22 protein-coding genes are annotated in these 26,880 nt (G+C 67.0%); 14 read left to right on the top strand and 8 right to left on the bottom strand.

The features are described from left to right. Positions 1-106 precede the first annotated feature (106 nt). The 4 genes from dacB to hpt all read left to right on the top strand — a co-directional run bounded on the left by dacB (position 107) and on the right by hpt (position 4,516). Positions 107-1,513: a D-alanyl-D-alanine carboxypeptidase/D-alanyl-D-alanine endopeptidase gene (gene dacB / locus ACWEO2_RS37255; protein WP_452409705.1), complete on the top strand. Its 1,407-nt coding sequence runs from the start codon at positions 107-109 to the stop codon at positions 1,511-1,513. A gap of 43 nt (positions 1,514-1,556) precedes the next feature. After that, the gene (locus tag ACWEO2_RS37250; RefSeq protein WP_452409661.1) at positions 1,557-2,645 is read left to right on the top strand and encodes a zinc-dependent metalloprotease; all 1,089 of its coding nucleotides are present in this window, start codon (positions 1,557-1,559) and stop codon (positions 2,643-2,645) included. Between the two features lie 68 nt (positions 2,646-2,713). Then, a complete protein-coding gene (tilS, locus tag ACWEO2_RS37245; RefSeq protein ID WP_452409660.1) occupies positions 2,714-3,793 on the top strand; it encodes a tRNA lysidine(34) synthetase TilS in 1,080 nt (359 codons plus the stop codon). A 168-nt stretch (positions 3,794-3,961) separates the two neighbouring features. Then, the gene (gene hpt / locus ACWEO2_RS37240) at positions 3,962-4,516 is read left to right on the top strand and encodes a hypoxanthine phosphoribosyltransferase (RefSeq protein ID WP_354960871.1); all 555 of its coding nucleotides are present in this window, start codon (positions 3,962-3,964) and stop codon (positions 4,514-4,516) included. A gap of 51 nt (positions 4,517-4,567) precedes the next feature. Here the strand turns inward: hpt and ACWEO2_RS37235 are convergent, their stop codons facing one another. Genes ACWEO2_RS37235 through ACWEO2_RS37225 form a run of 3 tightly spaced genes read right to left on the bottom strand, consistent with a single transcriptional unit; the run spans position 4,568 to position 10,283 of the window. Beyond that, entirely contained in the window at positions 4,568-5,281 is a 714-nt protein-coding gene (locus tag ACWEO2_RS37235) for a cyclase family protein (RefSeq protein WP_452409659.1), read from the bottom strand. Further along, positions 5,278-7,527 carry a protein kinase domain-containing protein gene (locus ACWEO2_RS37230; protein WP_452409658.1) on the bottom strand — a complete coding sequence of 750 codons (2,250 nt, stop codon included), beginning with the start codon at positions 7,525-7,527 and terminating at the stop codon, positions 5,278-5,280. The genes ACWEO2_RS37235 and ACWEO2_RS37230 overlap by 4 nt, the downstream gene beginning before the upstream one ends. Continuing rightward, positions 7,524-10,283 carry a serine/threonine-protein kinase gene (locus tag ACWEO2_RS37225; RefSeq protein WP_452409657.1) on the bottom strand — a complete coding sequence of 920 codons (2,760 nt, stop codon included), beginning with the start codon at positions 10,281-10,283 and terminating at the stop codon, positions 7,524-7,526. The genes ACWEO2_RS37230 and ACWEO2_RS37225 overlap by 4 nt, the downstream gene beginning before the upstream one ends. A 315-nt stretch (positions 10,284-10,598) precedes the next feature. Between ACWEO2_RS37225 and ACWEO2_RS37220 the strand changes: the two genes are divergently transcribed. Beyond that, complete coding sequence (locus ACWEO2_RS37220; RefSeq protein WP_452409704.1) at positions 10,599-11,969, top strand: amidase; 1,371 nt, start codon at positions 10,599-10,601, stop codon at positions 11,967-11,969. Here the strand turns inward: ACWEO2_RS37220 and ACWEO2_RS37215 are convergent. The 3 genes from ACWEO2_RS37215 to ACWEO2_RS37205 all read right to left on the bottom strand — a co-directional run bounded on the left by ACWEO2_RS37215 (position 11,966) and on the right by ACWEO2_RS37205 (position 15,775). Next, on the bottom strand, positions 11,966-12,856 hold the full coding sequence (locus ACWEO2_RS37215) for a LysR family transcriptional regulator (protein WP_452409656.1): 891 nt from the start codon (positions 12,854-12,856) through the stop codon (positions 11,966-11,968). The genes ACWEO2_RS37220 and ACWEO2_RS37215 overlap by 4 nt on opposite strands. A 403-nt stretch (positions 12,857-13,259) precedes the next feature. Then, the gene (locus ACWEO2_RS37210) at positions 13,260-14,084 is read right to left on the bottom strand and encodes an SDR family oxidoreductase (protein WP_452409703.1); all 825 of its coding nucleotides are present in this window, start codon (positions 14,082-14,084) and stop codon (positions 13,260-13,262) included. 83 nt (positions 14,085-14,167) lie between these two features. After that, positions 14,168-15,775, bottom strand: a complete 1,608-nt coding sequence (locus ACWEO2_RS37205) for an aldehyde dehydrogenase family protein (protein WP_452409655.1) — start codon at positions 15,773-15,775, stop codon at positions 14,168-14,170. Between the two features lie 161 nt (positions 15,776-15,936). On the opposite strand from ACWEO2_RS37205, the gene ACWEO2_RS37200 reads away from it, so the two are divergent. Next, on the top strand, positions 15,937-17,247 hold the full coding sequence (locus ACWEO2_RS37200; protein ID WP_452409654.1) for a PucR family transcriptional regulator: 1,311 nt from the start codon (positions 15,937-15,939) through the stop codon (positions 17,245-17,247). Positions 17,248-17,258: 11 nt separating this feature from the next. On the opposite strand, the gene ACWEO2_RS37195 is transcribed toward ACWEO2_RS37200, so the two are convergent. After that, positions 17,259-17,519, bottom strand: coding sequence for a DUF2277 domain-containing protein (locus tag ACWEO2_RS37195; protein ID WP_452409653.1), 261 nt, complete (start codon positions 17,517-17,519; stop codon positions 17,259-17,261). 109 nt (positions 17,520-17,628) lie between these two features. Here ACWEO2_RS37195 and ACWEO2_RS37190 point away from each other — a divergent pair, with 109 nt between their 5' ends. After that, a complete protein-coding gene (locus ACWEO2_RS37190) occupies positions 17,629-18,462 on the top strand; it encodes a DUF1266 domain-containing protein (RefSeq protein WP_355185883.1) in 834 nt (277 codons plus the stop codon). Between the two features lie 327 nt (positions 18,463-18,789). Here ACWEO2_RS37190 and ACWEO2_RS37185 read toward each other — a convergent pair whose 3' ends face one another. After that, positions 18,790-19,737, bottom strand: coding sequence for a hypothetical protein (locus ACWEO2_RS37185; protein ID WP_452409652.1), 948 nt, complete (start codon positions 19,735-19,737; stop codon positions 18,790-18,792). Positions 19,738-20,091: 354 nt separating this feature from the next. Between ACWEO2_RS37185 and ftsH the strand changes: the two genes are divergently transcribed. From ftsH to ACWEO2_RS37150, 7 genes are all read left to right on the top strand, one after another. Continuing rightward, a complete protein-coding gene (gene ftsH / locus ACWEO2_RS37180) occupies positions 20,092-22,470 on the top strand; it encodes an ATP-dependent zinc metalloprotease FtsH (protein ID WP_452409651.1) in 2,379 nt (792 codons plus the stop codon). Positions 22,471-22,590: 120 nt separating this feature from the next. Next, a complete protein-coding gene (gene folE, locus ACWEO2_RS37175; RefSeq protein WP_354960989.1) occupies positions 22,591-23,235 on the top strand; it encodes a GTP cyclohydrolase I FolE in 645 nt (214 codons plus the stop codon). A 56-nt stretch (positions 23,236-23,291) separates the two neighbouring features. After that, complete coding sequence (gene folP, locus ACWEO2_RS37170; protein ID WP_452409702.1) at positions 23,292-24,119, top strand: dihydropteroate synthase; 828 nt, start codon at positions 23,292-23,294, stop codon at positions 24,117-24,119. Continuing rightward, positions 24,116-24,520 (top strand): dihydroneopterin aldolase, encoded by a 405-nt coding sequence (gene folB, locus ACWEO2_RS37165; protein WP_452409650.1) that lies wholly within the window; start codon positions 24,116-24,118, stop codon positions 24,518-24,520. The genes folP and folB overlap by 4 nt, the downstream gene beginning before the upstream one ends. Next, positions 24,517-25,059, top strand: coding sequence for a 2-amino-4-hydroxy-6-hydroxymethyldihydropteridine diphosphokinase (folK, locus tag ACWEO2_RS37160; RefSeq protein ID WP_452409649.1), 543 nt, complete (start codon positions 24,517-24,519; stop codon positions 25,057-25,059). The genes folB and folK overlap by 4 nt, the downstream gene beginning before the upstream one ends. A 2-nt stretch (positions 25,060-25,061) precedes the next feature. Beyond that, the gene (locus ACWEO2_RS37155) at positions 25,062-25,532 is read left to right on the top strand and encodes a DUF3180 domain-containing protein (protein ID WP_452409701.1); all 471 of its coding nucleotides are present in this window, start codon (positions 25,062-25,064) and stop codon (positions 25,530-25,532) included. A gap of 70 nt (positions 25,533-25,602) precedes the next feature. After that, positions 25,603-26,655: a DUF6779 domain-containing protein gene (locus ACWEO2_RS37150; protein WP_452409648.1), complete on the top strand. Its 1,053-nt coding sequence runs from the start codon at positions 25,603-25,605 to the stop codon at positions 26,653-26,655. The last annotated feature ends 225 nt before the right edge of the window (positions 26,656-26,880 follow it).

Genomic DNA, 26,880 nt, shown 5'->3' with positions numbered 1-26,880 from the left:
GCGACTGTTCGAGGTCACGGGAAACGACTACGACAGAGACGGCGGGCACGTGGTGGGTGGCAGCAGCAGGAATATCGGTGGCTTGGCCGCCAAGCGGCGCCGAAATATGTGGATCGGCGTCGCGCTCACGCTGGCCTTGCTGCTCGGTGCCGTGGCAGGCGTAGTGATTGCGCTGAAGCCGTGGACCGAGGAATTCCGGCACGGCGGGCTGAAGATCGCCGCGCCACCCGCGCCCGTAAAGCCGATTCCGCAGGTAGCGCCCGCGCCGTCGAATGCGTCCGCACCCACCGCGGCCGGTATCGCCGCCGCGCTCGCCCCGGCAGTCGCCAATCCCGACCTCGGGGCATTCGCCGGTGAGGTCACCGACGCCACCTCGGCGACGGTGCTGTGGAGTGCGACGTCCGATAAGCCGATGATCCCGTCCTCCACCGCCAAAGTCCTCACCACCGCGGCCGCCCTGCTCACGCTGCCGTCGGATCACCGGGTGAGCACCCGCGTCGTCACCGGATCGGCGCCCAATGAATTGGTGCTGGTCGGTGGTGGTGATCCGACGCTGACCGCGCAGCCCGATGGCAACGGGTACTACCCGAACGGGCCGCGGCTGTCGGATCTGGTGGCGCAGATCAGGTCCTCCGGCCACGCCGCCGACACCATCGTGGTCGACACCTCCGCATATGCCGGTGCGCCAATGGCTCCCGGCTGGGATCCGGTCGATATCGGCGAGGGCTCCATCGCGCCGATGGATCCGGTGATGCTCGACGGCGGCCGCCTCGATCCGCTGGTGGAGTACTCGCCGCGCACCCCGACTCCGGCCCTGGCCACCGGCCAGCGCCTGGCCGTCGAACTCGGACTCGATCCGGCCAAGGTACGGATCGGCAATGCCGCCGCCGATGCCACGGAAATCGCGAGTGTCCAGTCCGCGCCGCTGCGCGACCGGCTGCGCGACACGATGGTCCACTCCGACAATGTGCTCGCCGAGGCCATCGGCCGCGAGATCGCGGTGGCGAGCGGCAACGAGCCATCGTTCACCGGAGCCGTCGCCGCACTCGAAACCGCCCTCGGCAAGGCCGGATTCGATATCACCGGCCTCTCGATGCGCGATGCCAGCGGCCTGTCGACCGAGGACCGGGTGCCACCGCGACTGCTCGACAAGATCATCGCCACCGCGGCGAAGCCCAGCGGCGCCAATGTCGTACAGCCGAGCAACACCATGGCAAGGCCGGAAACCGATCGGATCGCGGTCACCTTGGCGCCGATGCTCGACGATCTGCCGATCGCGGGTGCGACCGGGTCGCTGATCAGCCGTTATGTCACGCAGAACCGGGGCGGTGCGGGCTGGGTGCGGGCCAAGACCGGAACTCTGTCGGTGGCGAGCACGTTGGTCGGTTATGTGCTGGACAGCGACGGGCGGGTATTGACCTTCGCACTGATGTCGAACGATCGGCCACCGGAGCTGAGTCGTCCCGCATTGGACGCCATCGCTGGCACGCTGCGCAACTGTGGATGCTCGTGACGGGTGGTTGACCATGTTCGAAGGCACTGACAAACCTGGCGTTATGCCCGCTGTGGATTCGGGTGCGGATGCTCCGGCCGAGCGCAGGCGCTCCGGATTCTCGGGCGCGGTCGATTGGCGACTCGCCGCGCGCACCGGTGCGGCCCTGGTGCCGTCCGGCCCGCGGACCTCACGGTATTCGGCCGAGCAGGTGGTCAGCGAACTCGCCGACGCCTCGGTGCGCGCGGAAGGGCCGGTCCGTGAGGTGAGCGGACTGCTCGACGACAAACCGGTGCCCTCGGCCCGCGTTGTCGACCGGCCCGGCTGGATCACCGCCGCGGCCGACTCCATGTCCCAGCTGACCGGCACCGGCGCGCAGTCCTCGGATAAGGGCCTGCTGTCCGGCAAACCCGCCGGTGTGCAGGCAGGCGCGATGCTGGCCTTCCTCTCCACCGCGATCCTCGGCCAGTACGACCCGTTCACCGGACCCGATGGGACGCTGCTGCTGGTGGCGCCGAACATCATGGCCGTGGAGCGCGCACTCGGGGTTGCGCCCACCGACTTCCGCTTCTGGGTCTGCCTGCACGAGGTGACCCACCGGGTGCAGTTCTCCTCCGCGCCGTGGTTGACCGACTACATGCGCGCCAATGTCGACATCCTCGGCGAGGTCGGTGACGAACCGCTGGCCGATATGCTCGGCCGACTCGTCGACGAGGTGCGCGACCGCCGTCGCCGCACGGCTGCGGACGATCCGAATTCGCGCGGTGTGGTCGGGCTGCTGCGTGCTACCCAAGCTCCAGCGCAGCGCGAGGCGCTGGACCGGCTGCTGATGCTCGGCACGCTGTTGGAAGGCCATGCGGACCACGTCATGGACGCGGTCGGCCCGGCCGTCATCCCCACGGTCGAACACATCCGCGCTGCCTTCGACAAGCGCCGCAAACGCCCGTCCAACCCGCTGCAGCGGATACTTCGTGCCCTGCTCGGGGTGGACGCGAAGGTCGCCCAGTACGTCCGCGGCAAGAAATTCGTGGACGCCGTGGTGGACCGCGTCGGCATGACCCAGTTCAACACCGTCTGGACCAACCCCGAAACCCTCCCTCGCCCAGACGAAATCGAAGACCCCCAGCGCTGGATCACCCGCGTACTCGGCTAACCCGCGTCGCCGCCCCCTCGGTGGTTGCCGCATACGGGGTCTGATCGGTTCGGCGGTAATCTCCGGGTATGACGCGTGCGGCTGGCGGGGCGCCGGGGAGTTCGCGGCGGCTGCCCGAGACCGGGGCGGTGCTCGAGGTGCGGCGCGCGGTGCGGGGGTGGCTGGCTGATTATGCGCCGGAGGCGGGGCAGGGCGTGGCGGTCGCATTGTCCGGCGGTGCGGATTCGCTGGCGCTGACCGCCGCTGCGGTGATCGAGGCCGCCGCGGTTGACGCGCTCGTCGTCGATCATCGGCTGCAGTCCGGATCGGACAGGGTTGCGGCCGAGGCCGCGGCGAAGGCATTGTCGCTCGGATGTCGATCGGCACATGTGCTCCCGGTCGAGGTGGGCAGTGCCGGGGGGCTGGAGGCGGCGGCGCGCCAGGCTCGGTATGCGGCGCTCGATGCGGCACGCGGCGGCCTACCCGTCCTGCTCGGGCACACCCTCGATGACCAGGCCGAAACCGTATTGCTCGGACTCGCGCGGGGTTCGGGTGGGCGGTCGATTCAGGGGATGGCGGCATTCGCGGAGCCTTGGGGGCGGCCGTTGCTCGGGGTGCGGCGGGCGGTGACCAGGCGGTTGTGTGCCGATCTCGGGTTGACCCCGCATGAGGATCCGCACAATTCGGCGCCGGAATTCACCAGGGTGCGGTTGCGCCATGAGGTGCTGCCGTTACTGGAGGAGGTACTCGGCGGTGGGGTCGCGGGGGCGCTGGCCCGCACGGCCGAGCAGTTACGCGATGACGGTGCGGTGCTCGACGCGCTGGCCGACGAACTGCTGCACGTCGCGAGTGCTGCTCCGGTGCGTGCGGGCGGGCCGAGCGGGGGTGACGGTCCTCACAATGACGGCGCGGACAGTGATGGCCCGACCCTCTCGATCGAGACACTCGCCACTGCCCCCGCGGCATTGCGCCGACGCGCGATTCGTGCATGGCTGCGGGCCGGTGGTGCTAAAGCGCTGACCAACAAGCATTTACAGGCGGTTGACGAATTGATTACCGCATGGCGCGGTCAGGGCGGCGTCGCCGTCGGCGGCGGAGCGCCGGGTAGCAGGTTGGTCGCGGCGCGCGAACATGGCAGGCTGACTTTGCGTTTGCATGGGAGCCGATGACACATAATGGATCGGCCGGAAGCGACGCCCGTGGCGCGCACGACGGGCCCGGACAGACGGGTACAGTCGGCCGCAGGCCGTCCGTTGAGAGTGGCGGTGGGCGACGGGCGGGCCCACGAAGGGTCCTGGAACGCCGCCGACACAACACCGGAAGGGAAACCAACTGACGTGTACGAGGGCGATATCGCGTCGGTGCTGATCACCGAGGAAGAGATTGCGGCCAAGACCCAGGAGCTGGCCGAACTCATTGCCAAGCGCTATCCGGCCGATGCCCCCGAGGGTGATCTGCTGCTCGTCGGCGTCCTCAAGGGCGCGATCTTCTTCATGACCGACCTTGCCAAGGCATTGCCGATTCCCACGCAGATGGAATTCATGGCGGTCTCCTCCTATGGATCTTCGACCTCGTCCTCCGGCGTGGTGCGCATCATGAAGGATCTGGACAAGGACATCGCGGGCCGCAATGTGCTGATCGTCGAGGACATCATCGACTCCGGTCTCACGCTGTCCTGGCTCAAGCGCAATCTGTCCACCCGCAATCCGGCCTCGCTCGAGGTCGTCACCCTGCTACGCAAGCCGGACGCGCTACGCACCCATGTGGACGTCGCCCATGTCGGCTTCGATATCCCGAATGAATTCGTCGTCGGCTACGGCCTCGATTACGCGGAGCGCTACCGCGACCTGCCCTATATCGGCACCCTCGACCCGAAGGTCTACGGCGGCTGATTCAGCCCGCCCTCGCGGTGCACAGCGCAACCGTTGCGGTTCGACCAGCACTCATGGCATGAGCGCGAATATCGTTGCGGGCGAACCCGACCCGCCCCGATAGAGCGCGCCGCCAACGAGCACCCAGGCCCCTGTCGCGGGCAGTTCGGCGAGATTCGCCAGACACTCCAGGCTGATCCGGTGGTCGCGATACAGCAGCTTCGATACCGCATAGGTATCGTCGGTCCCCAGATCCGGGCCGAAGGTATCGATGCCGAGTGCCCCGCGCCGCCCGAGCCGCCCGGTCCGCAATAGCCATTCGACCGTCTGGACCGCGAATCCCGGCTGATGGTAGGCACTTTCGTCGGTGCCGATGAACTCCGGCGTCCCCCATTTCCCGTCCCACCCGGTCCACGCCACTACCGCCGACCCATCGGGAATGCGCCCGTGCCGACTTTCCCACTGCTTCAGGTCATCGACGCTGATCGCATAATCCCGATCGTGCACACACTGATCCCGCACGTCGATTTTCACCGCGGGCAGCAATAAATCCGCGAGGTCGAGTTCGTCGGCGGCCAGCCCGTCGGCGTGGAAGTGAATCGGTGCGCCCCAATGGGTTCCGGTGTGCTCGCCCTGCTGGATATGGCGCAGGTAATAGCCGTCGTTCGCCACCGTCGCGGCGATATCGGTGCGGAATTCCGGATCACCGGGAAATAGCGGTGTCGTCGCCGGATCATGCACATGGGACAGACTGACCAGCCGCCGGAACGGCCGCGCGCTGGTCATCGCTGCCGTTGCGGAATCGCCCGCGCCAGGGCCAGCAGATCGGCCTCGAGCATTCGGGCCAACCGATAGCTGAGCACGAACGCCAGGATGCCGCCCACGCTGAGCACCCGCACCGGAAAGAGGATCAGATTCAGATCGGCGGCGTCGACGAAGGTCGCACTGGCCACGCTGAGCAGCGGGACCGACGCGGCCACACCCAGATAGAAATTGCCGCGCGCGGCGACCTTGCGCAATTGCCGTGCGTCCTTGGCGCCGATGCCGCCGCGCACCAGCAGCTGCGGATACACCGACCGCACCGCGAAGATCATGATCGGGAAGAACGGGTAGGCGAGTGCGATTGCGGCGCAAACCAGTTGTGCGGCAAAGAAATGAAAGAAGGTCTGCCGTGGCAGATCGACGCCGGAGAAGGCGAGTGCCAATGGCCATCCCACCCCGGAGACCAGCCAGAAGCTGAACGGCAGCCAGACCGCCCAGTCACCCATGTGCAAGGTGTCACGCCGCGCCGCGGCCAGCAGGCGCGGGGAGTATTCGCGACCGCGCGAGAGTCGCAATCCGATGGTCAGCGGACGGCGGGTGAGGAACAGCAGCAGCAGTGCGGCGATCGGAAAGGTGATCAGATTATTGATCAGACCCACCGTGGCGAACCGTTCCTGATCGGCCGCCGACATCCGATCGATGACCAGCGACTGGTTCAGGTTGATGTTGTAGAGGCTGGCGAGCACATTCGGCACGCCGATGCACAGCCCGAGGATCGGCAGCAGCCAGCGGCGTGCCCGATAGGCCAGGCTGGTCGGTGCCGGATCGACCAACTCCCTGGCGCGGGCGTCGAGGCACAGATCGAGTTGTGCGGCGAGTTCGGCGCCATTGCCCCAGCGCCGTTGCGGATCCGCCTGCAGACATTCGAGCAGCACCCGGCGCAGGGCGCTCGGGGTGTCTGCGGGCAGTTGCGCCAGCGTCGCGTCGGTGACGCCGTGCTTGCGCAGGCGCACCATGGTCGCGAAGGTTTCGGCGCGGGCATCCGGATCGGCGGGCATCGGCGGATCGTCGAAGGGGGCCGCGCCGGTGAGCAATTCCCACAGCAATGCGCCGAGGGAAAAGATATCGCTGCGCGGACCCGGTGCCGGGGCGGCCGGGTCGAGCAGTCCGGCCAGCTGTTCCGGGGAGCGGTACGGCAGTGAATCCGGTTCGACCGCTACCGAATTCGTCACCGATCGCGGCGCGGCCGTACGCACCGCGAAATCGGCGAGCTTGGGTATGCCCTCGGCGGTGAACAGCACATTGGCCGGTTTGATATCGCGGTGCAGTACGCCGCGCTGCTCGGCGTAATTGAGCGCGTCCGCCAGTCGCCTGCCGATCCAGGCGACCGTCTCCGGCCAACTAAGTGTGGCGATTTCGGCGCGCACACTCGAATCGGCCGGGCGGATTTCGCCCTTGGCTTCCATGGCCGTATCGATGGCGCGCAGTAGCAGGACGCCACCGTCGGTCTCCGCACCGCGCCGACGCTGCTCGAGCACCCCGGCCGCCGTGCCACCGGGCAGGTACTGCATGTAGACCAGACGCGTCGATGCGGTCGTCTCCGGTTCCGCCTCCGGTGTGGCGGTGACCAGGCGCTGATCGAAAACCCGCACCAGATGCGGGTGGTCCAGTTGCGCCATGCTGTGCCCGCCCGCCGCCCGACCGGCCGAAAGCCGCACGGCGACCAGGCGCTGCATGGATCGCTGCCGGGCGAGGAAGACCCGGCCGAGTGTGCCGGTGCCCAGATCGGTGAGCAGATCGAAGTCATCGATGCGGCGGCCCGGACGCAGGTCGGCGACCAGTGCGGCCGCGCGCTCGGTATCCGCCGCGGTATCGCCTTCGTCTGCGAAATCGGTCAGCCGCGCGCGGAGGTCCGGCGCCAGCTCCGGATATTCGGTGAGGAATTCATCCAGTTCGAGCGGGCCGTACCGGCGCCGGGCCAGGAACTCCTCGCAGATCAGGTCGACCAATCCCGCACTGTCCTCGACCTCGGGAAATTCCTTGCGGTACTCGGTGATGCGTTTGCCGAGACCCGCCCGGTCCCAGCGATGACGCAGGTCTATGCGGACCAGATCGGTAAGCACCGCCAGCCGCACCTGGGCGCCGTCGGGGACGTATTCGGCGATCAGGGGCGGTTCGGTCCGATCGCCACGGAGGCAGCGCTGCCAGTCTTCGGTGAATTGTCTGATGGGGTCGGTCTCGCCGCGATACGCGAAATCGGCAGATGTCACGATGGCCGCTCCAGCGCGGCGGGTGTGCTGCGCTCCCGCCCTGCCGACACCAGTTCCCGGTCCAGGGTTTCCTCGGGCGCAACTACCCGCTCCAGTGCGCGCAGATCGGCCTCCAGCGCGCGGAAGAGCAGGTAGGAGCCGATGAACGCGATAATGCCGCCCACACACAGCACGCGCACCGCGGCGATCACCATCGGAATATCCTCTGGTGGTAGGAAGGTCACCCCGGCCACCGCGAGCAGCGGCACCGATGCCGCGACCGCCAGATACAGATTGGCGCGGCGGTCCAGACCGCGCAGCCACACCGCGTCCTCGGTGCTGATCTCCCCGTGCCGCAGGAAGATCGGATAGATGCAGCGGACCATGTAGAAGCAAACCAGGAAGAACGGGTACGCCACCGCGATCGCACCACACACCACGATCGAGGTGAGGAAGTGCAGCAGCGCGCGTGCGGGTACATCCCCGGCCGCCGCATCCAGCGCGATCGGGAAGGTGAATCCGGCGATGACCCACAGCGAGAAGACGACCACGACAGCCCTATCGCCGAACAGTAGGGAATCCGCTCTGGCCAGCCGGAGCGTCTCCGAATCGTACCGTCGCCCTCGGCGCAGCCCGTACGGCACCGTCATCACTCTTCGGCCCATATAGAGGATCAGCGTCGCGCCCAGCGGGAAGAAGATGCCGTTCACCACGGTGGTGATGATCATGAAGGTGCGCCCGGCATCGGCGGGTAGCCGGTCCACGATCAGATGCTGGTTGTGCTGGATGTTGTAGGCCGAGGCGAGGATATTCGGGATCCCGATGGCCAGCGTGACGATCACGAGTCGCCACATCCGCATCCGCAGCCGCCAACTGCCGGGCGGCGGGTCGACCAGATCCCGGGCCCTGGGGTCCATGCACAGATCGAACTGCTTGGCCAGCACCGCGCCATTGGACCAGCGCCGCGTCCGATCCGATTCCAGACAGGTCAGCAGCACCCGCCGCAACGCAGCTGGGCAGTCCGCCGGAACGCGTTGCAGCGCAATCTCATCCACCCCGGTGGTGCGGCGTTCCAGCATGCCCTCCAGTGCCGTATCGTCGCCGTGTTCGGTCGCGGTCGCGGTGGAATCATCGAACGGTTTCGCGCCGGTCAGCAATTCCCAGAGCACCACACCGAGCGCGTAGATATCGGAGCGGGTGTCCAGATCCTCGGCGGTGCGCTCGCGGCCGGGATGGCAGGCCTCCAACTGCTCGGGCGACATATACGCCAGCGATCCGCCGAAATAGGCGACCGGACTGGTGCCAGCCACATTGCGGCTGAAGCTGATATTGAAATCGGCCAGCTTCGGTACCGCTTCGGCGGTGAGCAGGATATTGGCCGGTTTCACATCCCGGTGCAGCACGCCGTGCGCGGAGGCGTACTCCAGTGCCTCGGCCAGTCTGCGGCCCAGCCAGGCCACGGTTTCCGGCCAGCTCAGTCCGGCGATCTCGGTGCGCACGCTGGAATCGGTCGGCCGGATCTCGCCCTTCTCCTCCATGGCCGCGTCGACCGCGTCGAGCAGCAACTGGCCGGTGCGTTCCGCGGGCGGGGTCGCGCGCAGCCAGCGCAGCACGCCGAGCAATGTGCCGCCGGGCAGAAATTGCATGTACAACAACCGGAGTCGGCGCATGGCCGGATCGCGGGCGTCCTCCGAGCCGAGCAGCCGCTGATCGAAGACGCGCACGATGTAGTCGTGATCCAGTTGGGCCAGGGTCTGCGGTTCGGTGCCGTGGTCGGCGGAAATCTTCACCGCGACCAATCGCTGCAATGACCGCTGCCTGGCCAGGAAGACGCGGGCAAAGGCGCCGCTGCCGAGCCCGGTGAGCAGATCGAAATCGTCGATGCGCTGGCCGATCTGGATCTGGTCGAGCGCGTCGAAGCTCCCCGGACCGTTGCCGACCGTGGTCCGGGTGGCGGTCGAGGTCCCGATCGAATCGATGGCTGCGGTTGCGTTCGGGTCGATGGCTGCGGTTGCGTTCGGGTCGATGGCTGCGGTTGCGTTCGGGTCGATGGCTGCCGTTGCGTTCGAATCGACGGTTGCGCGGGTCACGTCATTAGCACGAACGGACCCCTTGCTTTGGTTCAGCTGGGTCGATTCGTTCAGTTCGTTGTATTGCGCGGTCCGGGTCTGCTCAGCGGCCGCGCGAGTTCTGGCCAACTCGGTCAGTACGGAATCCTCCAGCACCGCCCGTCGAGTGCTCTGATCGAAGTCGTCGGCATTGAGCAACACGCGCAATTCGGCCGCTTGTTCGGGATATTCCCGCAGACAATCCTTGGGGTCGACGCGCTCGCCGCTTTGCCGGCGGATGACGAACTCTTCATAGACCAAACCCGCTGGAATACCACCCGGTTCGAGTTCGGGGAACTCGGCGCAGTAGTCGAAAAGGCGCTTGCGTGTGGTGGGGTCGCTACTGGATTCGCGGCGTTCCTGGGGCGATGCCCGCTCGGTTACCGTCTCGGTATCCGTCGCGCGCGCCGCAGCGCTGCGCCGGATCCAGCGATGTCGCAGGTCGACGCGGATCAATTCGATCAGTGCCGCCTGGCGCAGGGACTCCGCATCGGGCAGAAAGTCGGCGATCTCCGGCGGTCGGCTGGCGGATTCCCAGCTGGCCGATTCCCATGCGGCGGAGAACGCACCGACAACTTCGTTATCGGTGTGCAGCAGCGGTCCACCCCAATCGCGGGTCGGATCGGAGTCGAGACCGGGGCGGTAAGTCTTTTCGGAATCTGCACTCATTTTCGGACCTAGCTGCTGAGCGGATCCAGAGAATCCGCAGTGTTCGGTCGGTGGATGTGCCGATGAATTTTCCGCCACACCCGACGCCATCGTCCCCCGAGCAGTAATCGGAATGATAACTTGCGGCTCAACAGCGGATCACCCGATTTCGACAACCACGCGACGGGGAAGAACCAGCACATGCAAAAAGCAGCCACGGGCACGAAGGCGGTAGCCGAACGTGACCGCAAAGCCATGACTCCGGCAGCCCAGCCCCCGGAGATGCAGACCGCCAACGGGGTGTCCGGTGCGGCGGCCGACGCCGTGCATACTTCGATGGAATCCAGCATGCCACGCGAATCCGGCATGGCACGAGGTCCGGCCTCGGCGATGGCCGCGAGCGTGCGCGACGGCTCGCTGACACCGACCCAGACGGTCGGCACCGCCCTGGACCGGATCGCCGCCGGAAATCGAAAGACGAACGCTTTCGCCGTCGTTCGCTCGGCCACGGCGCGGGCCGAGGCGCTCGCGCTGGAACAGCGCTCCGATCTGGACGTGCTGCCCTTGGCGGGTGTTCCCATTGCGATCGAACACAACATCGCGGTCGAGGGCGAGTCGACGTCGGCCGGTTCCACGGCGACCGATACCGGTCCGGCCGCCGCCGACCATCCGGTGGTGCGCCGACTGCGGGCCGCCGGCGCGGTGGTGGTCGGGCAGACCGCGGTATCGGAGCTGGGGCTGTGGAGCACCACCGAGAGCGAGGGCCGGATCACCCGCAACCCGTGGAATTCCGCGCGCAGCACCGGCGGATCGTCGGGCGGCTCGGCCGCGGCGGTCGCCGCCGGGCTGGTACCGGTGGCACACGGCAGTGACGGGCTCGGTTCGGTGCGGATTCCCGCGGCCTGCTGTGGGGTGTTCGGGATCAAGCCGGGACGGCACACCGTGCCAGCCGAGTGCGGCGTCGATTCCTGGTCGGGGATGGTCGAAAGCGGTGTGCTCGCAACCACGGTCGGTGATGCGGCACTCGCGCTATCGGTATTGGCCGCGCGCCCGGACCTAGCCGAGCTAGATCCGCCGGGCCGACTACGCATCGGGCTGGCCGTTGCGCCGCCCTCACGTTTGTTCCGGGTCGATCGGCACTGGACCGTGGCGGCTCGCACCGCCGCCTCGGCCGCCGTCGCGGCCGGGCACCTGGTGGAGCCCGCGACCCTGCCGTATGGCGAATCGATCATCTCCGTTGGCCTGCGCTGGCTGGCATTCGCCGCCCGCGAGGCCGTGACACTCGTGCACCCCGAACGTTTGCAGCCGCGCACCCGCCGACACCTCGCACTCGGCCGGTTGGTCCAGCGCCTGCGGCTGATCCGCCCGGCTCAGGTGGACCGGGTGGAGGCGCGACTGCTGGAATTCTTCGAGCGCTACGACGTCGTGATCACCCCGACGCTCGCCGCGCCGCCGCCGCGGGCCCGGGCCTGGCACACCCTGGGCTGGTTGGCGAATGTCGTTACCAGCGCACGGTATTCATCGTTCACACCGCTGTGGAACCTGGTCGGCTGGCCCGCCGCCTCGATCCCGATGGGTATGCACCCCGGCTCGAAGACGCCGGTCGCCGCCCAGCTCGCGGCACCGCCCGGCGGTGAATCGACCCTGCTGCGCCTGTCGGCGCAGCTCGAGTCGATCCACCCCTGGAAGCGAACGGTGAGCGACTAACTCGCGACGGCGGCCTGGTGCTGGACCGAGAAACCGCCCTCTACCGCGCGTGTGGCGAATTCGAGAATGGTCGGCCGGTTATCGTCGGCGCGCCAGGCGACGGCCAGTTCGCACGGGGCGAGCCCGTTGAGCGGGCGGGCGGTCAGTCCGGGCCAGCGGTACATCGGCACATTGTTCTCGGCGAGCAGGCAGACGCCGAGGCCGAGGCTCACCGCCTCCAGCTTGTCCTCAGGGGTCGCCGCCTCGGCGCCGATCTTGGGCTGACGGCCATTGCGCGCGTCGTTGCCGAGCCAGAAGTCGCGCACCGCACCGGCCTCGGTGGGCAGCGCGATGAACGGTTCGTCGAGCAGGTCGGCGAAGTCGATGGTCTCGTTATCGGCCAGCGGATGGTTCTCTGGCAGCAGCACCCAGCGCGGTTCGGTGCGCAGCACCTGCCAGCGGAACCGGTTCGGATCGGGCAGCGGAAGCCAGACCATCGCCAGATCGGCCTGCCGACCGGCCAGACCGCTGGACGGGTCGGTCCAGGAGGCGGCGTGCAGGGCGAGCCGGTGCCCGCTCGCGCTCTCCAGATCGTTGAGCAGACCGCGGCCGAGTGCGGACTGGATGCCGACGCGCAGCACCTCACCCGCCTCCTGCAGGGAGACGTTGGTGACTTCCCACAGCTCCAGGATCTTGCGGGCGCCCTCGAGCAGTTCCTTACCCGCGACGGTCAGCGCCACGCTGCGCTGGTTGCGGTCGAACAGGACCACGTCGAGCTGGCGTTCCAGTTGACGAATCTGACGCGACAGGGTGGGTTGAGCGATGTGCAGCCGCTGAGCGGCGTTGGTGAAGTGCAGTTCCTCAGCGACGGCGACGAAATACCGCAGGTCGCGCAAATGCGGGTCCATAGCCCCTTGCTATCAGAATCGGTCCTGAATTTCTAGCCTATTGAGGCCGGAAAGTCTGGATATGGCAGCTGAAACAGTCGACAGGTTTGTTAGAGACAGCATATGGCCTGTCATGGTCATTTGCACCATCGACTTGGCGAATCTCCGGCACTCGTGGTGCGTGCGACCTCGCCGAAGCTAATTGGGCAGATGACCAGCAATGATGTGGCGTGAGGCAGGCTCGGAGCCTCGGTTTCGGTGTGTTGAAGTGTGGCCGGTCACCCTCGGGGAAACCGGCCCGCAACGACGTCGGAGCCGTTACAACCATGAGTAGTGAGATTGGTCACAATTACGTTTGCAGTCGCCGAAGCGCAAGAGGGCGCCGTGGTCGCGACAACACGACCACGGCGCCCTCCATGCGCGATCAGAGGCCGCGCGCGCGATCCTCGTACGCCTTGCGCTCGACCGCGTCGACATCGTCGAGGAAGGCATTGCTGGACCCCAGCGCCCTGGCCAGTCCATCGGCCACCGGTTCGGGCAGCAGATTCACCAGCTGCGAGAGCAGACCGGCCACCGCGGTCACCCGGACCTTGGATCGGGGTGCGGCGATCAACGCGACGATGGCGTCGGCGATCTCCTCCGGCTCGGCCGGGCGCAGCAGCTTCGGGCCGCTCACACCGGAGCCGAGTTCGGTATTGGTCAGCGTCGGCAGCACCGAGGAGAACGCGACACCGGAACCCCGGTACTCCTCCCGCAGCGTATCGGTGAAGCCCAGCACCGCATGCTTGCTGGCGTTATAGGTCGCCAGGCCGGGGATATGGGTCTCACCCGCGAGCGAGGCGATATTGATGACGTGTCCGCGTTTGCGCGGCAGCATCCGGGCCAGGCCCAGTTTGGATCCGAGGATCACACCGTAGACGTTGATATCGAGGATGCGGCGGGTGATCTGGTCCGGCTCGTCGACGAATTTGCCGGTCGGCATGATGCCCGCGTTGTTGATCAGCACATCGATCGGACCGACGGTGCGCTCGACCTCGTCGAGGAAGCTCTCGAACGAGATGGCATCGGTGACATCGAGCCTGCCGTACAGCTCGAAATTCCGGGTGGTTCCGGACTCCTTGACCGTGGTCTCGTCGATATCGCCGATCGCGATCTTGGCGCCGAGCGCTTGGAGTGCGGTCGCCGTGGCCAGTCCGATGCCGCGCGCACCGCCGGTGATCACGACGACCTTGCCACGGATCTTCGCCACATCCGTGTTGGATTTGCGGCGCTCCCGGTGCCCTCCGTGGTCACGCTCCGCGGCCGCCTCCGGGCCCGTCGCTCGCGCCGCGGTCACTTGTTGTCTCCCTTGAGCTTCAAGATGGCCGGAATATTGATCCGCCGCAGACCGCGAGCCCCTGCCGCGCGCATCGCGCCGAGCCCGAACAGCACCTTCGGTATCTGGTACGGGAACCAGAGCAGTTCCTTCTGCTGGGTCGGCAGGATCGGCGTGGTGATCGCCTTCTGCCTGCAGTACTTGCGCACCCCGTCCGGACCGCCCCAGCGGGCGCCGACCCCGGACTGCCCCCAGCCGCCCATCGGCAGTGCGAAGCTGAACAGATTGACGAAGACATCGTTGATATTCACCGCGCCGACATCGAGTTCGCGGGCCACCCGCTCGCCGCGCTCCTTGTCCCCGGTCCACACCGAGGCCGACAGGCCGTAGACCGAATCATTGGCCAGCCGAACGGCTTCCGCCTCGTCGGTGACCCTGATCACCGGCAGGGTCGGGCCGAAGGTCTCCTCGGTGATGCAGGACATGCTCTGGTCGACATCGACCAGCACGGTCGGCTCGAACAGCGTGCCGACACCGGTCCGCTTGCCACCGGTGGTGACCCGGGCACCCGCCGCGATGGCCTCGTCGACATGGCGCTGCACGATCTGGACCTGGTTCTCGTTTGCGAGCGCGCCGACGTCATGTTCGGACTCGCGCCCGTCGAGGCCCTGACGCAGATTCTGGACCGCGTCGGTGAGTTTGGCGACGAACCTGTCGTAGACCGGCGCCTCGACATACACCCGTTCGACCGAGATGCAGACCTGGCCCGAATTGAACATGCCGCCGAAGGCGATGCCGTGCGCGGCGCGATCCAGGTCGGCATCGGCCAGCACGATGGCCGGATCCTTACCGCCCAATTCCAGGCTGTAGGGAATCATCCGCTCGACGCAGGCGGCCGCGATCTTGCGCCCGGTCGCGGTCGAACCGGTGAACTGGATGTAGTCGGCGTTCTCGATCACTGCGGCGCCGGTCGCACCCGCGCCGGTGACCACGGCGAAGACCGGCGGTGCGCCGATTTCGGCCCAGCCCCTTGCCAATTCGAGCGCAGAGAGCGGGGTCACCTCCGAGGGCTTGAGGATCACCGCGGCGCCAGCGGCCAGCGCCGGGATCACATCGATGACCGGCATGGCCAGCGGGAAGTTCCACGGTGTGATCACGCCGACCACCGGATACGGCTTGTACACCGTGGTCAGCTTCTTGACCCGGGCCAGCGGGCTGTGTGGCGAGGGATGGTCGTCGGCGAGGAATTTGGCGGCCCGGCGCGCGTAGTAGCCGATCAGATCGGTGGAGAAGGCCGGGTCGATCAGCGCGTCCACCCGTGGCTTGCCCGTCTCGGACTGCAGCACGTCGGCCAGGTGCTCGGTATTGTCGATGATCCAGTCCTGCAGTTTCAACAGCCATTCCTTGCGGCCGTCGGGGCCGATGGCCTCCCACTCCGGCTGGTACAGGCGCAATTCACGGATCTTGGCTGCGACCGCCTCGGCGCTCTGTTCCGGCACGGTGCCGACCACCGCACCGGTACCCGGATTGCGCACCTCGATCAGCGTCGGATCCGTCGTTTTTGCCGCTGTCTTGCGTGCCGTCGCTTTCTTTGCCGCGCCGGGCACCGATTCGGTGTTGGTCACTGCTGTTCTCCCACTGACGTTGTGCTGTGAACCGCTGGCAGCCGACTACTGTGAATCAGCTCACTGACCTATGATCGTGACACAAGATTGTGGGACTTTCTTGGGCCTTTTTGTCAACCGACTCGGTTGATTTTGTATCAAAAGTACAACTCGGAGGAATCATGGTCGCTGCCTCGACCGATCGTCCGGCGACCACGGAGCCGCTGCGGACCGATTCGGATCCGAACGTCGAGGTCGTGCGCGACTGGCTGGCCGAATATGTCTACGAGACGATGCGGACCCAGACGCTCGAGCAGATCGTGGACCGGCTCGACAACGCGATCATCGCTCGCATCCCGGAGCTCGCCGACCGCGATATCCGCCGTGATCTCGCGGCCAGCACCAGGGCACATGCCAGGGTCATGCTGAGCGGGTTGACCAGCGACACCTTCGATTTCCCGCTGCCCGACGAGGTGCACGCCTTCGCGCGCACGATCGCCCGGCGCGGCTTCCAGCTGCGACTGCTGCTGCGGACCTACCACGTCGGGCAGGAGGCCGTACTCGACTACATGAGCGATGCGATCGAGGAGCGCCGTCCACCACAGCAGATCGAGCGCGCGGTCATGCTGCGGCTGTTCGAGCGATCGATCAGATGGGTCAGCAATTCGGTGGAGGCGCTGACCGATACCTACATGGAGGAACGCGAACGGATCCTGCGCGCCGATCTCAACCGCCGCTCCGAAACCGTCCGCGCGCTATTGGCCGGCGGCGACGTAGATATCGACCAGGCCTCGATTCGGCTCGGATATCGCCTCGCCCAACAGCATTTGGCCTTCGTGCTCTGGGCCGACGAGTCGGGCGACGCCGAGATGAGCGGACAGCTGGATCGGGTCGCGGCGCGACTGGCGGCCGCGCTCGGCAGCACACGGGTGCTGACGGTTCCGTCCGGTGCGAGTGGCATGTGGGCCTGGGTCGGCTTGGATGACGAGGCGCATGCGGCGCACGTGGCCGAACCCGGTCGGCTGGCACGACTGGTGGCCGGATCGGTGGAGCCGCCGATGCGGGTCGCCTTTGGTGTGCCAGCGGCGCACCTGGCCGGATTCCGCAACAGTCATCGCGAAGCTGTCTCGGCCAGGCAGGTGGCCGAGCGCAGCGCGACGGCAGCGCGGATGACCGGCTATCGCGAGGTGGAGATCGCCTATCTGGTGGGCGCCGACGACGCGGCCATGCGCGGTCTGATCGGACGCGAATTGCGCGCGCTGGCGGGCCGTGATGCCAATGCCACACGCCTGCGCGAAACACTGCACGCGTATCTGAAGAGCCATCGCAGCCCGGAGGCCACGGCGAAACTACTGGGTGTGCACAAGAACACGGTCCGCTATCGGATCCAGCGGATCGAGGAACTGCTCGGCCATCCGATCGAAGCGCGCGGGCTGCCGCTCGAGATCGCGCTGGCCTGCGTCGCCACTTACGGCACGGACGCCCTACCTTGAACTGCTACGAACTATTCCGTCTCCGCACCCGCACGTTCGCGGCGTGGTGGCGGTTCGGTGGTCGGTGCGACTCGCGCATTCGGCAGATCCGCGAGCAATTGCGTTGTCGCGGCCGCGATGGCGTGCACCGCCTTGTCCACCGCCGCCTTGGTTGTGGTGCTCAGGCCGGACACGCCACCGACCGTACGCACGTACTGCAGTGCGGCAGCATAGATTTCCTGCTCGGTAGGCGCAGGATCCAGGCCACGAAGGAGGGTGATGTTGCTACTCATGCGTGCACATTAGCCCTCAGTACTGCTGCTCGGCAGGACAAGAATCCAATCCGACAAAGCCGGACGATTACTCAGCCGCTTCCAAGATCGATGGGGAACAATCGGTGGCATGCCTGCCCGTGGTGTACCCACCCTGACCACCTTCCCCTACGAGGAACTCGACAAGCGGGAAGAGGATCATTGGTCCGGCGCGGCGATATCGGATGACGAACTGCGCGCCCTCGCGCTCGGCGGCTTCTATTCGGCGCGCTGGGACGCGTTCCACGATGCGCTGCTGCTGGGGCCCGAGCGCGACCATCCGCTCGGCGACCGCCGCGAACTCGCCATCGATACGCTGACCGGCGCATGGGGCATAACCGACGGCACCGAGGCGCAGGCCTCCATGGAGCAGTTGCTCAACGGTATGCACGCACCGCTGTACGCGATGGTGCATCCGCTGGTGATGGCATCGATCAATGCCAGTGAACGCGACCGGTTCGGTGAGCGGGCCGATCGGCATCGGGCCTTCCTGCGTCAGGTCGGTTCGTTCCGGGGGATGGACAATCCGGAGGCGCTGGTCCGCGATTACGACATCTGGTCGCAGGCGATCAAGATCGGCTTCACCGATCATCTGGCCCGGCCGCTGCCGAGCGATATCCATGCCTGGGATCTGGCCCGAGTGGTCGCGGTGGCCCGAATGGCTTTCACCGCAGGCTATCTCGATGCCGAGGTGGCCTGGGACTATCTGCTGCGGGCACTGCCGCTGGCCCAGCGCAAATATCAGAACTGGCGCCAATTCGGCGATGCCTACCTGACCGGCTGGACCTACTGGCAGGCCTGTGAGGATCTGGCCGAACTGAAAAACGGCGGCGTGGATCGGCGCATGGAGCTGTTGCGCCTGTGGCTGCGGCCGACGAGTCCCTGGCGGCGGATTACCTTGGCGGAGCCCAGCGCTGGGAAGTAACCACCACGCGCGAGTCTTACGAGTGCCGTTCGCGGCCCGTCTCGCGTCTGCGCGAAGGCGCGGCCGTCGAACTCAGCCGAGTGGCCGAAGCGCAGGCGATGCAGTCGCGAGTCTCGACGGCTCGGACGCGCGGCCCACCCGTCGCCCGACCATCACCCCTCATCGAATCGCTACGCGATGTTCGCGGATTGCATGACCCCGGCCGGTGTCGGTGGTCTGATCCGCGCGGCCGTCGCCAAGACCGGCGCCACCATCACCCCCGGCGCAGAGGCTGAATATCCGGGGCCGCCTACACGCAGCGCCGCAGGCGCGGCAAATCGAACACAGTCAGTTCCCGTCGGGGAGTGAGCGCAGGATTCCTCGGCCGTAACGCTGGAACTGTCCGTCATCGACCATGCCGAGGGAATGCCGTTCCACCAGTAACTCCCACTCGGAATAGAGCTGGGCGACACCGGGATCGGCCGGACCCGCTGCGCCGTTCGCCGAATCACGCCGGACGGCGAAATTCACCGCACAGGTGACGCGTTCGGTATCGGCTCGGTCGGTGCCGGTGAAACGCAGCGTGATATTCCCGTCGTGTACGTCGATACCGGTTTCGCCGCGCGCCGAACCGATCTCGCCCGGCGCCCCTGCGGCGCCCTCGGTGGTGCGTGCCCACAGGACGGCGGGGATGGGTAGCTCATGTGCGTATTTGTCGCCGGTGCCGATGGAAATGAACAGCAGTCGCCCAGTGGTCGCGGCCAGCAGGCCGGGGCCGCGGCCCGCGGGCGGATGTGCGATGGCGATCGCGGTCTCGAGCACATATTCGTCGGCGGTGACATAGCGATGCAGTGCGTCTATCGCAGACTTGGCATCGCGCTTGGGTGCCATCCGCCGCACGGCGCGATCGACATCGGCTCGGGTCGGCCCGTTCTTACCCCACTGCGGGGCGGGCGGCTGTAGATCGGGGGCGGCGACATCGACGCGCTGACCGGCCAGGATCTGGTCATTGATGCGCTCGACGATCTCGGCGGCCGCGGGGAAGTCGTGTTCGGCGATGAGGACGGGCAGCGGTGTGCGGTCGGCGGGCACGCCGGTCAGCACGGGAGTCGGATAGCGTAGGTAGATCTCGATGACGACCGCGTCGTCGGCACGTCGGTTGAGCCGGACCTTGAGTAGGTCGGTCACCGGCACATCCAGCACGCGCTCGCCGTCACTGCCCGGTCGCAGCACGATCAATCGCCCGCGTCCGTGCCGCAGTATCGCTGTGGGTGTCCGTAGCTCGACTATGTCCATACCCCCTGCGCTCTGTTGTTTACGGTGCTCCCGGGGCCCACGTGGGGTACGCAAGCTACCGCCTTCGGGCCCGTCGCTCGCACCGCGGTGTTGTGTCGTCGCTCACGATAGGCCGAACATGACATGATTGTGACCACTTGGAGTAACCCCGACCGGAGACCTCGGGAACCACGAACGTTCCCCAGCCGTTTACCTGTCGAACTACACCAGCTGCCGAACTGCGCGATGTATCGACTAGACCGTACGCGGTAACGTGGCCTGTCCGCATCCGATCCACCGGACGGGACGCGCCCGACGCCACGCTAGGCATGCACCGGAGACACCGGAAAGGACTGGCCGCCCGGCCTAAGCTCTATGAACCGCAAGACTGTGTTTCGCACTCTGGCCATAGTCGCGGGCATTGCGCTCGTGATCTATGCGTTCGGCTACTTCAGCAATGACACACGCGGCTGGAAGAGCGTCGATACCTCGGTGGCGTTGAGTCAGCTGACCGACAAGAGCAACGTCAAGAACGTCCAGATCGACGACCGCGAGCAGCAGCTGCGCATCGAGCTGAACAATGGGACCGACGCCACTTCCGGCTCGAAGAAGATCCTTGCCAAGTACCCGGGTGGCAGTGAGACCTCCAACCAGGTCTTCGACGCCGTGCAGAAGTCCGGCGCACCCTTCAACACCGTGGTCAAACAGGACAACGTGTTCTCCCAGATCCTGGTGTTCGTACTGCCGATGGTGATCTTGTTGGGGCTGTTCATCTTTGTGATGTCCCGCATGCAGGGCGGTGGCCGCGGCGGCATGATGGGCTTCGGCAAATCGAAGGCCAAACAGCTGACCAAGGACATGCCGAAGACCACATTCGCGGATGTGGCCGGTGCCGACGAGGCCGTCGAAGAGCTCTACGAGATCAAGGACTTTCTGCAGAATCCGGTGCGCTACCAGGCGCTCGGCGCGAAGATCCCCAAGGGCGTGCTGCTCTACGGCCCGCCCGGTACCGGTAAGACCCTGCTCGCGCGTGCCGTCGCGGGTGAGGCCGGGGTGCCGTTCTTCACCATCTCCGGTTCGGACTTCGTCGAAATGTTCGTCGGTGTCGGTGCCTCTCGGGTGCGCGACCTGTTCGAACAGGCCAAGCAGAACAGCCCGTGCATCATCTTCGTCGACGAGATCGACGCGGTCGGCCGCCAGCGCGGCGCCGGCCTCGGCGGCGGTCACGACGAGCGCGAGCAGACCCTGAACCAGCTGCTGGTCGAGATGGATGGCTTCGGCGATCGCACCGGCATCATCCTGATCGCCGCGACCAACCGCCCCGACATCCTCGATCCGGCGCTGCTGCGTCCCGGCCGGTTCGACCGCCAGATCCCGGTCAGCAATCCGGACCTGGCCGGTCGGCGGGCCATCCTGCGGGTGCATTCGCAGGGCAAGCCGATTTCGCCGGAGGCCGATCTCGACGGCCTGGCCAAGCGCACCGTCGGCATGTCCGGCGCGGATCTGGCCAATGTCGTCAACGAGGCCGCCCTGCTCACCGCCCGCGAGAACGGCGCGGTGATCACCGGCGAGCAGCTCGAGGAATCGGTGGACCGCGTCATCGGTGGTCCACGCCGCAAGAGCCGCATCATCAGCGAGCACGAGAAGAAGATCACCGCCTACCACGAGGGCGGCCACACCCTGGCCGCGTGGGCGATGCCGGATATCGAGCCGGTCTACAAGGTCACCATCCTGGCCCGCGGTCGCACCGGCGGCCACGCCATGACGGTGCCCGAGGACGACAAGGGCCTGATGACCCGCTCGGAGATGATCGCCCGCCTGGTGATGGCAATGGGTGGCCGCGCGGCCGAGGAACTGGTGTTCCACGAGCCGACCACCGGTGCCTCCTCCGATATCGATCAGGCCACCAAGATCGCCCGTGCGATGGTCACCGAATACGGCATGAGCGCGCGCCTCGGCGCGGTGCGCTACGGCCAGGAACAGGGCGATCCATTCCTCGGTCGCTCGATGGGCATGGGTTCGGACTACTCACACGAGGTCGCGGGCGCCATCGACGAGGAGGTGCGCAATCTCATCGAGGCCGCGCACACCGAGGCGTGGGCCATTCTCAACGAATATCGCGATGTGCTCGACGTGCTGGCCACGGCGCTGCTGGAGCGCGAGACACTGCACCGCAAGGATCTCGAGGAGATTCTCGCCGCGGTGGAGAAGCGGCCGCGGATCACCGCGTTCAACGATTTCGGTGAGCGTGTCCCCTCGGATAAGCCGCCGGTGAAGACCCCTGGCGAACTGGCCGCCGAACGCGGTGAGCCGTGGCCGCCGCAGGAGCCGGTCAAGCCGCGGCTGCCGCAGCGCGAAGCCGCCTCGGCCAATGGCTACCCGGACGCCGGTTACCAGGAACCGCGCTACGGCGGCTACGCACAGCAGCCCGCGACCGGTTATCCGCTGCCGCAGGCGCCGACCCAGGCATACCCGCGGCCGGGATCGACGCACGGCTCGCGACCCGACTACGGTGCCCCGGCCGGTTGGTCGGCGCCGGGCTGGCCGCCGCGTGACGAGCCGCAGCAGCAGTCGGGTCAGCCCGGTCACGGCGGCTGGCAGGGTGAGCCGCAGCCGCGCCACGGGTACCAGCAGCCGCAGCAGCAGTGGGGTCAGCAGGGGCACGGCAACGACCCCTACGACGAGCCCGCCACCGGCACCGGGAATAACGATGGCGAGAACCACGATTGGGATGGACCGAACGGTCGGCACTGACCAGTGGCGATTAGGCTCGACCATCTGGGTGCCGGGTGATTGCCGGTACCTGAGATTTTGGAGGTGTCTCGCTTGTCTGCCAACAATCACGTCGGTGGCCGCCGCACTGGCAATGCCGCCATCGACGAAGCGGATAAGGTCCAGCACAACGGTTCGGGGCCGGCCAAGCCGGAGCTGGTCGCACTCGAGACAGGCCGCTCGTTCGATCAGGCCCGCGCCGAGGCGGCGATCCGGGAGCTGCTGATCGCGGTCGGCGAGGACCCGGACCGTCCGGGTCTGATCGATACGCCCTCGCGGGTTGCCCGCTCCTATCGGGAGATGTTCGCCGGGCTCTACCTAGAGCCGGATTCGGTGCTGAACACCACCTTCGACGAAGGCCACCAGGAGCTCGTGCTGGTGCGCGATATCCCGCTGTACTCGACCTGTGAACACCACCTGGTGTCCTTCCATGGCGTCGCGCACGTCGGCTATATCCCTGGGACGCACGGCCGGGTGACCGGACTGTCCAAGCTGGCCAGGCTGGTCGATCTCTACGCCAAGCGTCCGCAGGTGCAGGAGCGGCTGACCAGCCAGATCGTCGAAGCCGTCATGCGCAAGCTGGATCCGCGCGGCGCGATCGTCGTGATCGAGGCCGAGCACCTGTGTATGGCCATGCGCGGCATTCGCAAGCCCGGCGCGAGCACCACCACCTCCGCAGTGCGCGGCCTGCTGCAGACCAGTGCCGCCTCGCGGGCCGAGGCCCTCGATCTGATCCTGCGCAAGTGAGGCAGGGCGCGGTGGAGCTGCACGGACTCGCGCGCAGCGGTCGCTCCTGTGTGGTGATGGGCGTGGTGAATGTCACCAGCGACTCATTCTCCGACGGCGGCCGCTACCTCGATCCGAGCCTGGCCATCGCGCACGGCATCGAGCTGTACCGGGCAGGTGCCGACATCATCGATATCGGTGGCGAGTCGACCCGACCCGGTGCGGTGCGAATCGATCCCGAAACCGAGGCCGCGCGTGTGGTCCCGGTGATTCGCGGATTGGTCGCCGCGGGCGTGCCGACCAGCGTGGACACCATGCGGGCCGGTGTCGCGGCGGCCGCGATCGCCGCCGGTGCCGCTGTGGTCAACGATGTCTCCGGCGGCCGCGCCGATCCCGATATGGTGAAAGTCGTTGCGGCGGCGCAGGTCCCGTGGATTCTCATGCACTGGCGGGCGGGTGCGGACTATCGGCACACGGGTCCGGCCGACCACTACGACGATGTGGTCGCCGAGGTGCTCGCTGAATTGACGGCGCAGGTCGAGCTGGCCGTCGCGGCCGGCGTCGACCCGTCCCGGCTGGTACTCGATCCCGGTCTCGGTTTCGCCAAGAACGCCGAACACAATTGGGCGCTGCTCGGTGCGCTGCCCGAACTGGTCGGCCACGGGCTGCCGATATTGATCGGCGCCTCCCGAAAACGTTTCCTCGGCGCCCTGCTCGCCGATGCCGCTGGCCCGCGCCCACCGGATGGCCGGGAGACCGCCACCGCGACGGTGTCGGCGCTGGCCGCGCTGCACGGGGCCTGGGGTGTCCGCGTCCACGATGTGCGCGCCTCCCTGGACGCCATCGCCGTAACCGACGCCTGGCAGCGCGCCGCCCGGCACAGCACGCGAGGAGCCGCGACATGAAGGTAGGCCGGGAGACGGCCGGGCGTGAGCAGCTCGACCGGATCGAGCTGTGCGGGCTGCGTGCCTACGGCTATCACGGCTGCTTCGACCACGAACGCCGCGACGGTCAGGAGTTCGTGGTGGATCTGACGGTGTGGGCCGATTTCGCGGCCGCCGCGGCCACCGACGACCTGGCCGACACCATCGACTACGGCGGCCTCGCCGAGCGCGCGGTCCAGATCATCCAGGGCCCGCCGCGCAATCTCATCGAGAAGGTGGTCTCCGAGATCGCCGACGATGCGATGACCGATCCGCGCATCCAGGCCGTCGAGGTCGTGGTGCACAAGCCGTCCGCGCCGATCCCACACACCTTCGCCGATGTCCGCGTCGTCACCTCACGGCAGCGGGGGTCACTGACATGAGCAGTGCCGTACTCTCGATCGGCTCGAATCTGGGCGACCGGCTCGCGCATCTGCGCGGCGTTGTCGACGGACTCGGGCGGCGGGCGGTCGCGGTATCGCCGGTGTACTCGACCGCGCCGTGGGGCGGTGTCGAACAGGACGACTACCTCAATGCCATTGTGCTGGTGGAAGATCCGGAATTCGGTGCGCGTGACTGGCTGCGCATCGGCCAGCAGCTGGAACAGGCCGCGGGGCGGGTGCGCGAGGTGCGCTGGGGCGCGCGAACCCTCGATGTCGATGTGGTCTGGTGCGCCGAGGGCGGACAGGTCTGCCACAGCGACGATCCGGAACTGACCCTGCCGCACCCGCAGGCCCGCAACCGGGCCTTCGTACTGATTCCGTGGTTGGACGTGCAGCCGGATGCGGTACTCGAGGTCGACGGGACCGCGCGGCCGGTGCGCGAGCTGCTCGCCGAACTCGACGCGGCCGAGCGCGCGGGTGTCCGATCGACCGAATTCGCGCTGCCGGGCGCGGCCGCGGCGGGGGGATCGGCGTCGTGAAGCTGAAGCCGACCCGGATCCTGGACCTCGTCGCAAATGTCGTTATCGCGGCCCTGATTGCCTGGCTGCTCACCCGCATGGCCTACGGCAGCTTCCCGCCGATCTCGATCTATGCGGGTGCCTCGCTCTATCCGGTGGCCGCGATCGAGATCGCGCTCGGCTTCGTGATCCGCTCGCGGGTCAATGAACATCAGATCGGTGACGGCACCCATCAGTTGCATCCGATCACCGCGGCCCGTGCGGTCGCGCTCGCCAAGGCGTCCACACAGGTCGGTTCGCTCGCCGCCGGTGTCTGGCTGGGCTTCCTGTTCTGGGTTTATCCGCAGCGCGGCACCTTGAATGCGGCGGGTGCGGACAGTCCGGGCGCCATCGTCGGGATGCTGGCGGGGGTGGCATTGGTTGCTGCGGCGCTCTGGCTGGAGTATTGCTGCCGCGCTCCCGAGGACCCTTCCGACGATCCGGCAACTACGTAGAAAATATTCTTGCTGTTATTCCCCTGTGAGAATCTGGGCGCGGCTGGCTGATCAAGCTACCCTGGCGTGCATGGTTTCGCCCTCCCGTACCAGCACCTCTCGTCGACGGCAGGACGACGCGGGAAAATTGTTCATTGGCGCCCTGATTCTTCTCGGTCTGGTTGCCAGCGTTTTCCTGGTTTTCAGCGATCGTCTGCAGTTCGTCCGGATCGGTTTGGTCGCGGCGCTGTGGGCTGCCGTCATCGGCGCTTTGGCCGCGACGCGGTACCGCAAGGAAGCCACGATCGATAAGGCCAAGGTCCGTGACCTGCAGACGGTGTACGAGCTCCAGTTGGAGCGCGAGGTCACCGCGCGACGAGAATACGAACTCGGCGTCGAGGCGCGAGTGCGCGAGGAGGTCGGCGCCGACGCAGCCGAAATGGCCTCCCTGCGCGCCGAACTCACCGTGCTCCGCCAGAGTCTGCAGCGGCTCTTCGACGGCGATCTGCCGATGGATCGCCCCGCGCTGCGGGCCGATTCGACCCGGATTCAGGAGCTGCCGAGCGCATTTGGAAATTCGTCCAACAATAGCTCGACGAATGCCGACGACTGGCCGGATACGGCCTCCCAGCAATCCCGCAGCAGTTTCACCCCGGTCTTCGAATTCGATCATCCGCAGGCCCCGCTGTTCGCCAGCCCCTTCGACGATCCGGTGACCGCGGAGACCGCCGTCGTGCCGGTCGACAATGTCGACGACTCGGAAATCACCGATGCCGATTTCGACGATGGGTACCACACCGGACCGATCGGCTGGGCGGACGCGTTCACCGAGGATCCGGAAAAGACCGGGGTCCCACCGCGACTGGATCCGCTCGAGCCGACCGTGCCGCCGCGCTCGGCGCCGCCGGAGCCGACTCAGTATTCGTCGCTCGATTTCTCGACGCCGGAGCCGTCCACCCCGACGCCACATCCGGAGTCGCCCCCGCCCCCGACGACATCCGTCCCGCCCGTCGGCACCGCCACCTCCCGCAGACGTCGCCGGGTCGACCCGGACGCCGATTCCGGCAATTCCTCACGCCGACTTTCGGTGGCCGAGATCATGGCCAACCTGGCATCCGAAGAAAACGGCCGCGGGGGGCACTGACCTGCGCTGAGACGGTGGCGCACCGGCCTTCCAGGCCGTCTCGCGTCCGAGCCGTCGAAGCGCGTGCGCAGTCGTAAGTCTCGGCCACTGGGCGGCGTACCTTTGGCGCCGAACTCCCCGCCCCAGGTGACTACGACGGAGCGAGTCTTACGAGCGACCGTTCGCGGCCCGTCTCGCGTCCGAGTCGTCGAAGCGCATGCGACGAAGTCGCGAGTCTCGACGGCT

The organism is Nocardia sp. NPDC004278 (assembly GCF_053602975.1).
The sequence above is the reverse complement of the archived record's forward strand: the minus strand, read 5'-3'. Positions and strand labels throughout refer to the sequence as shown.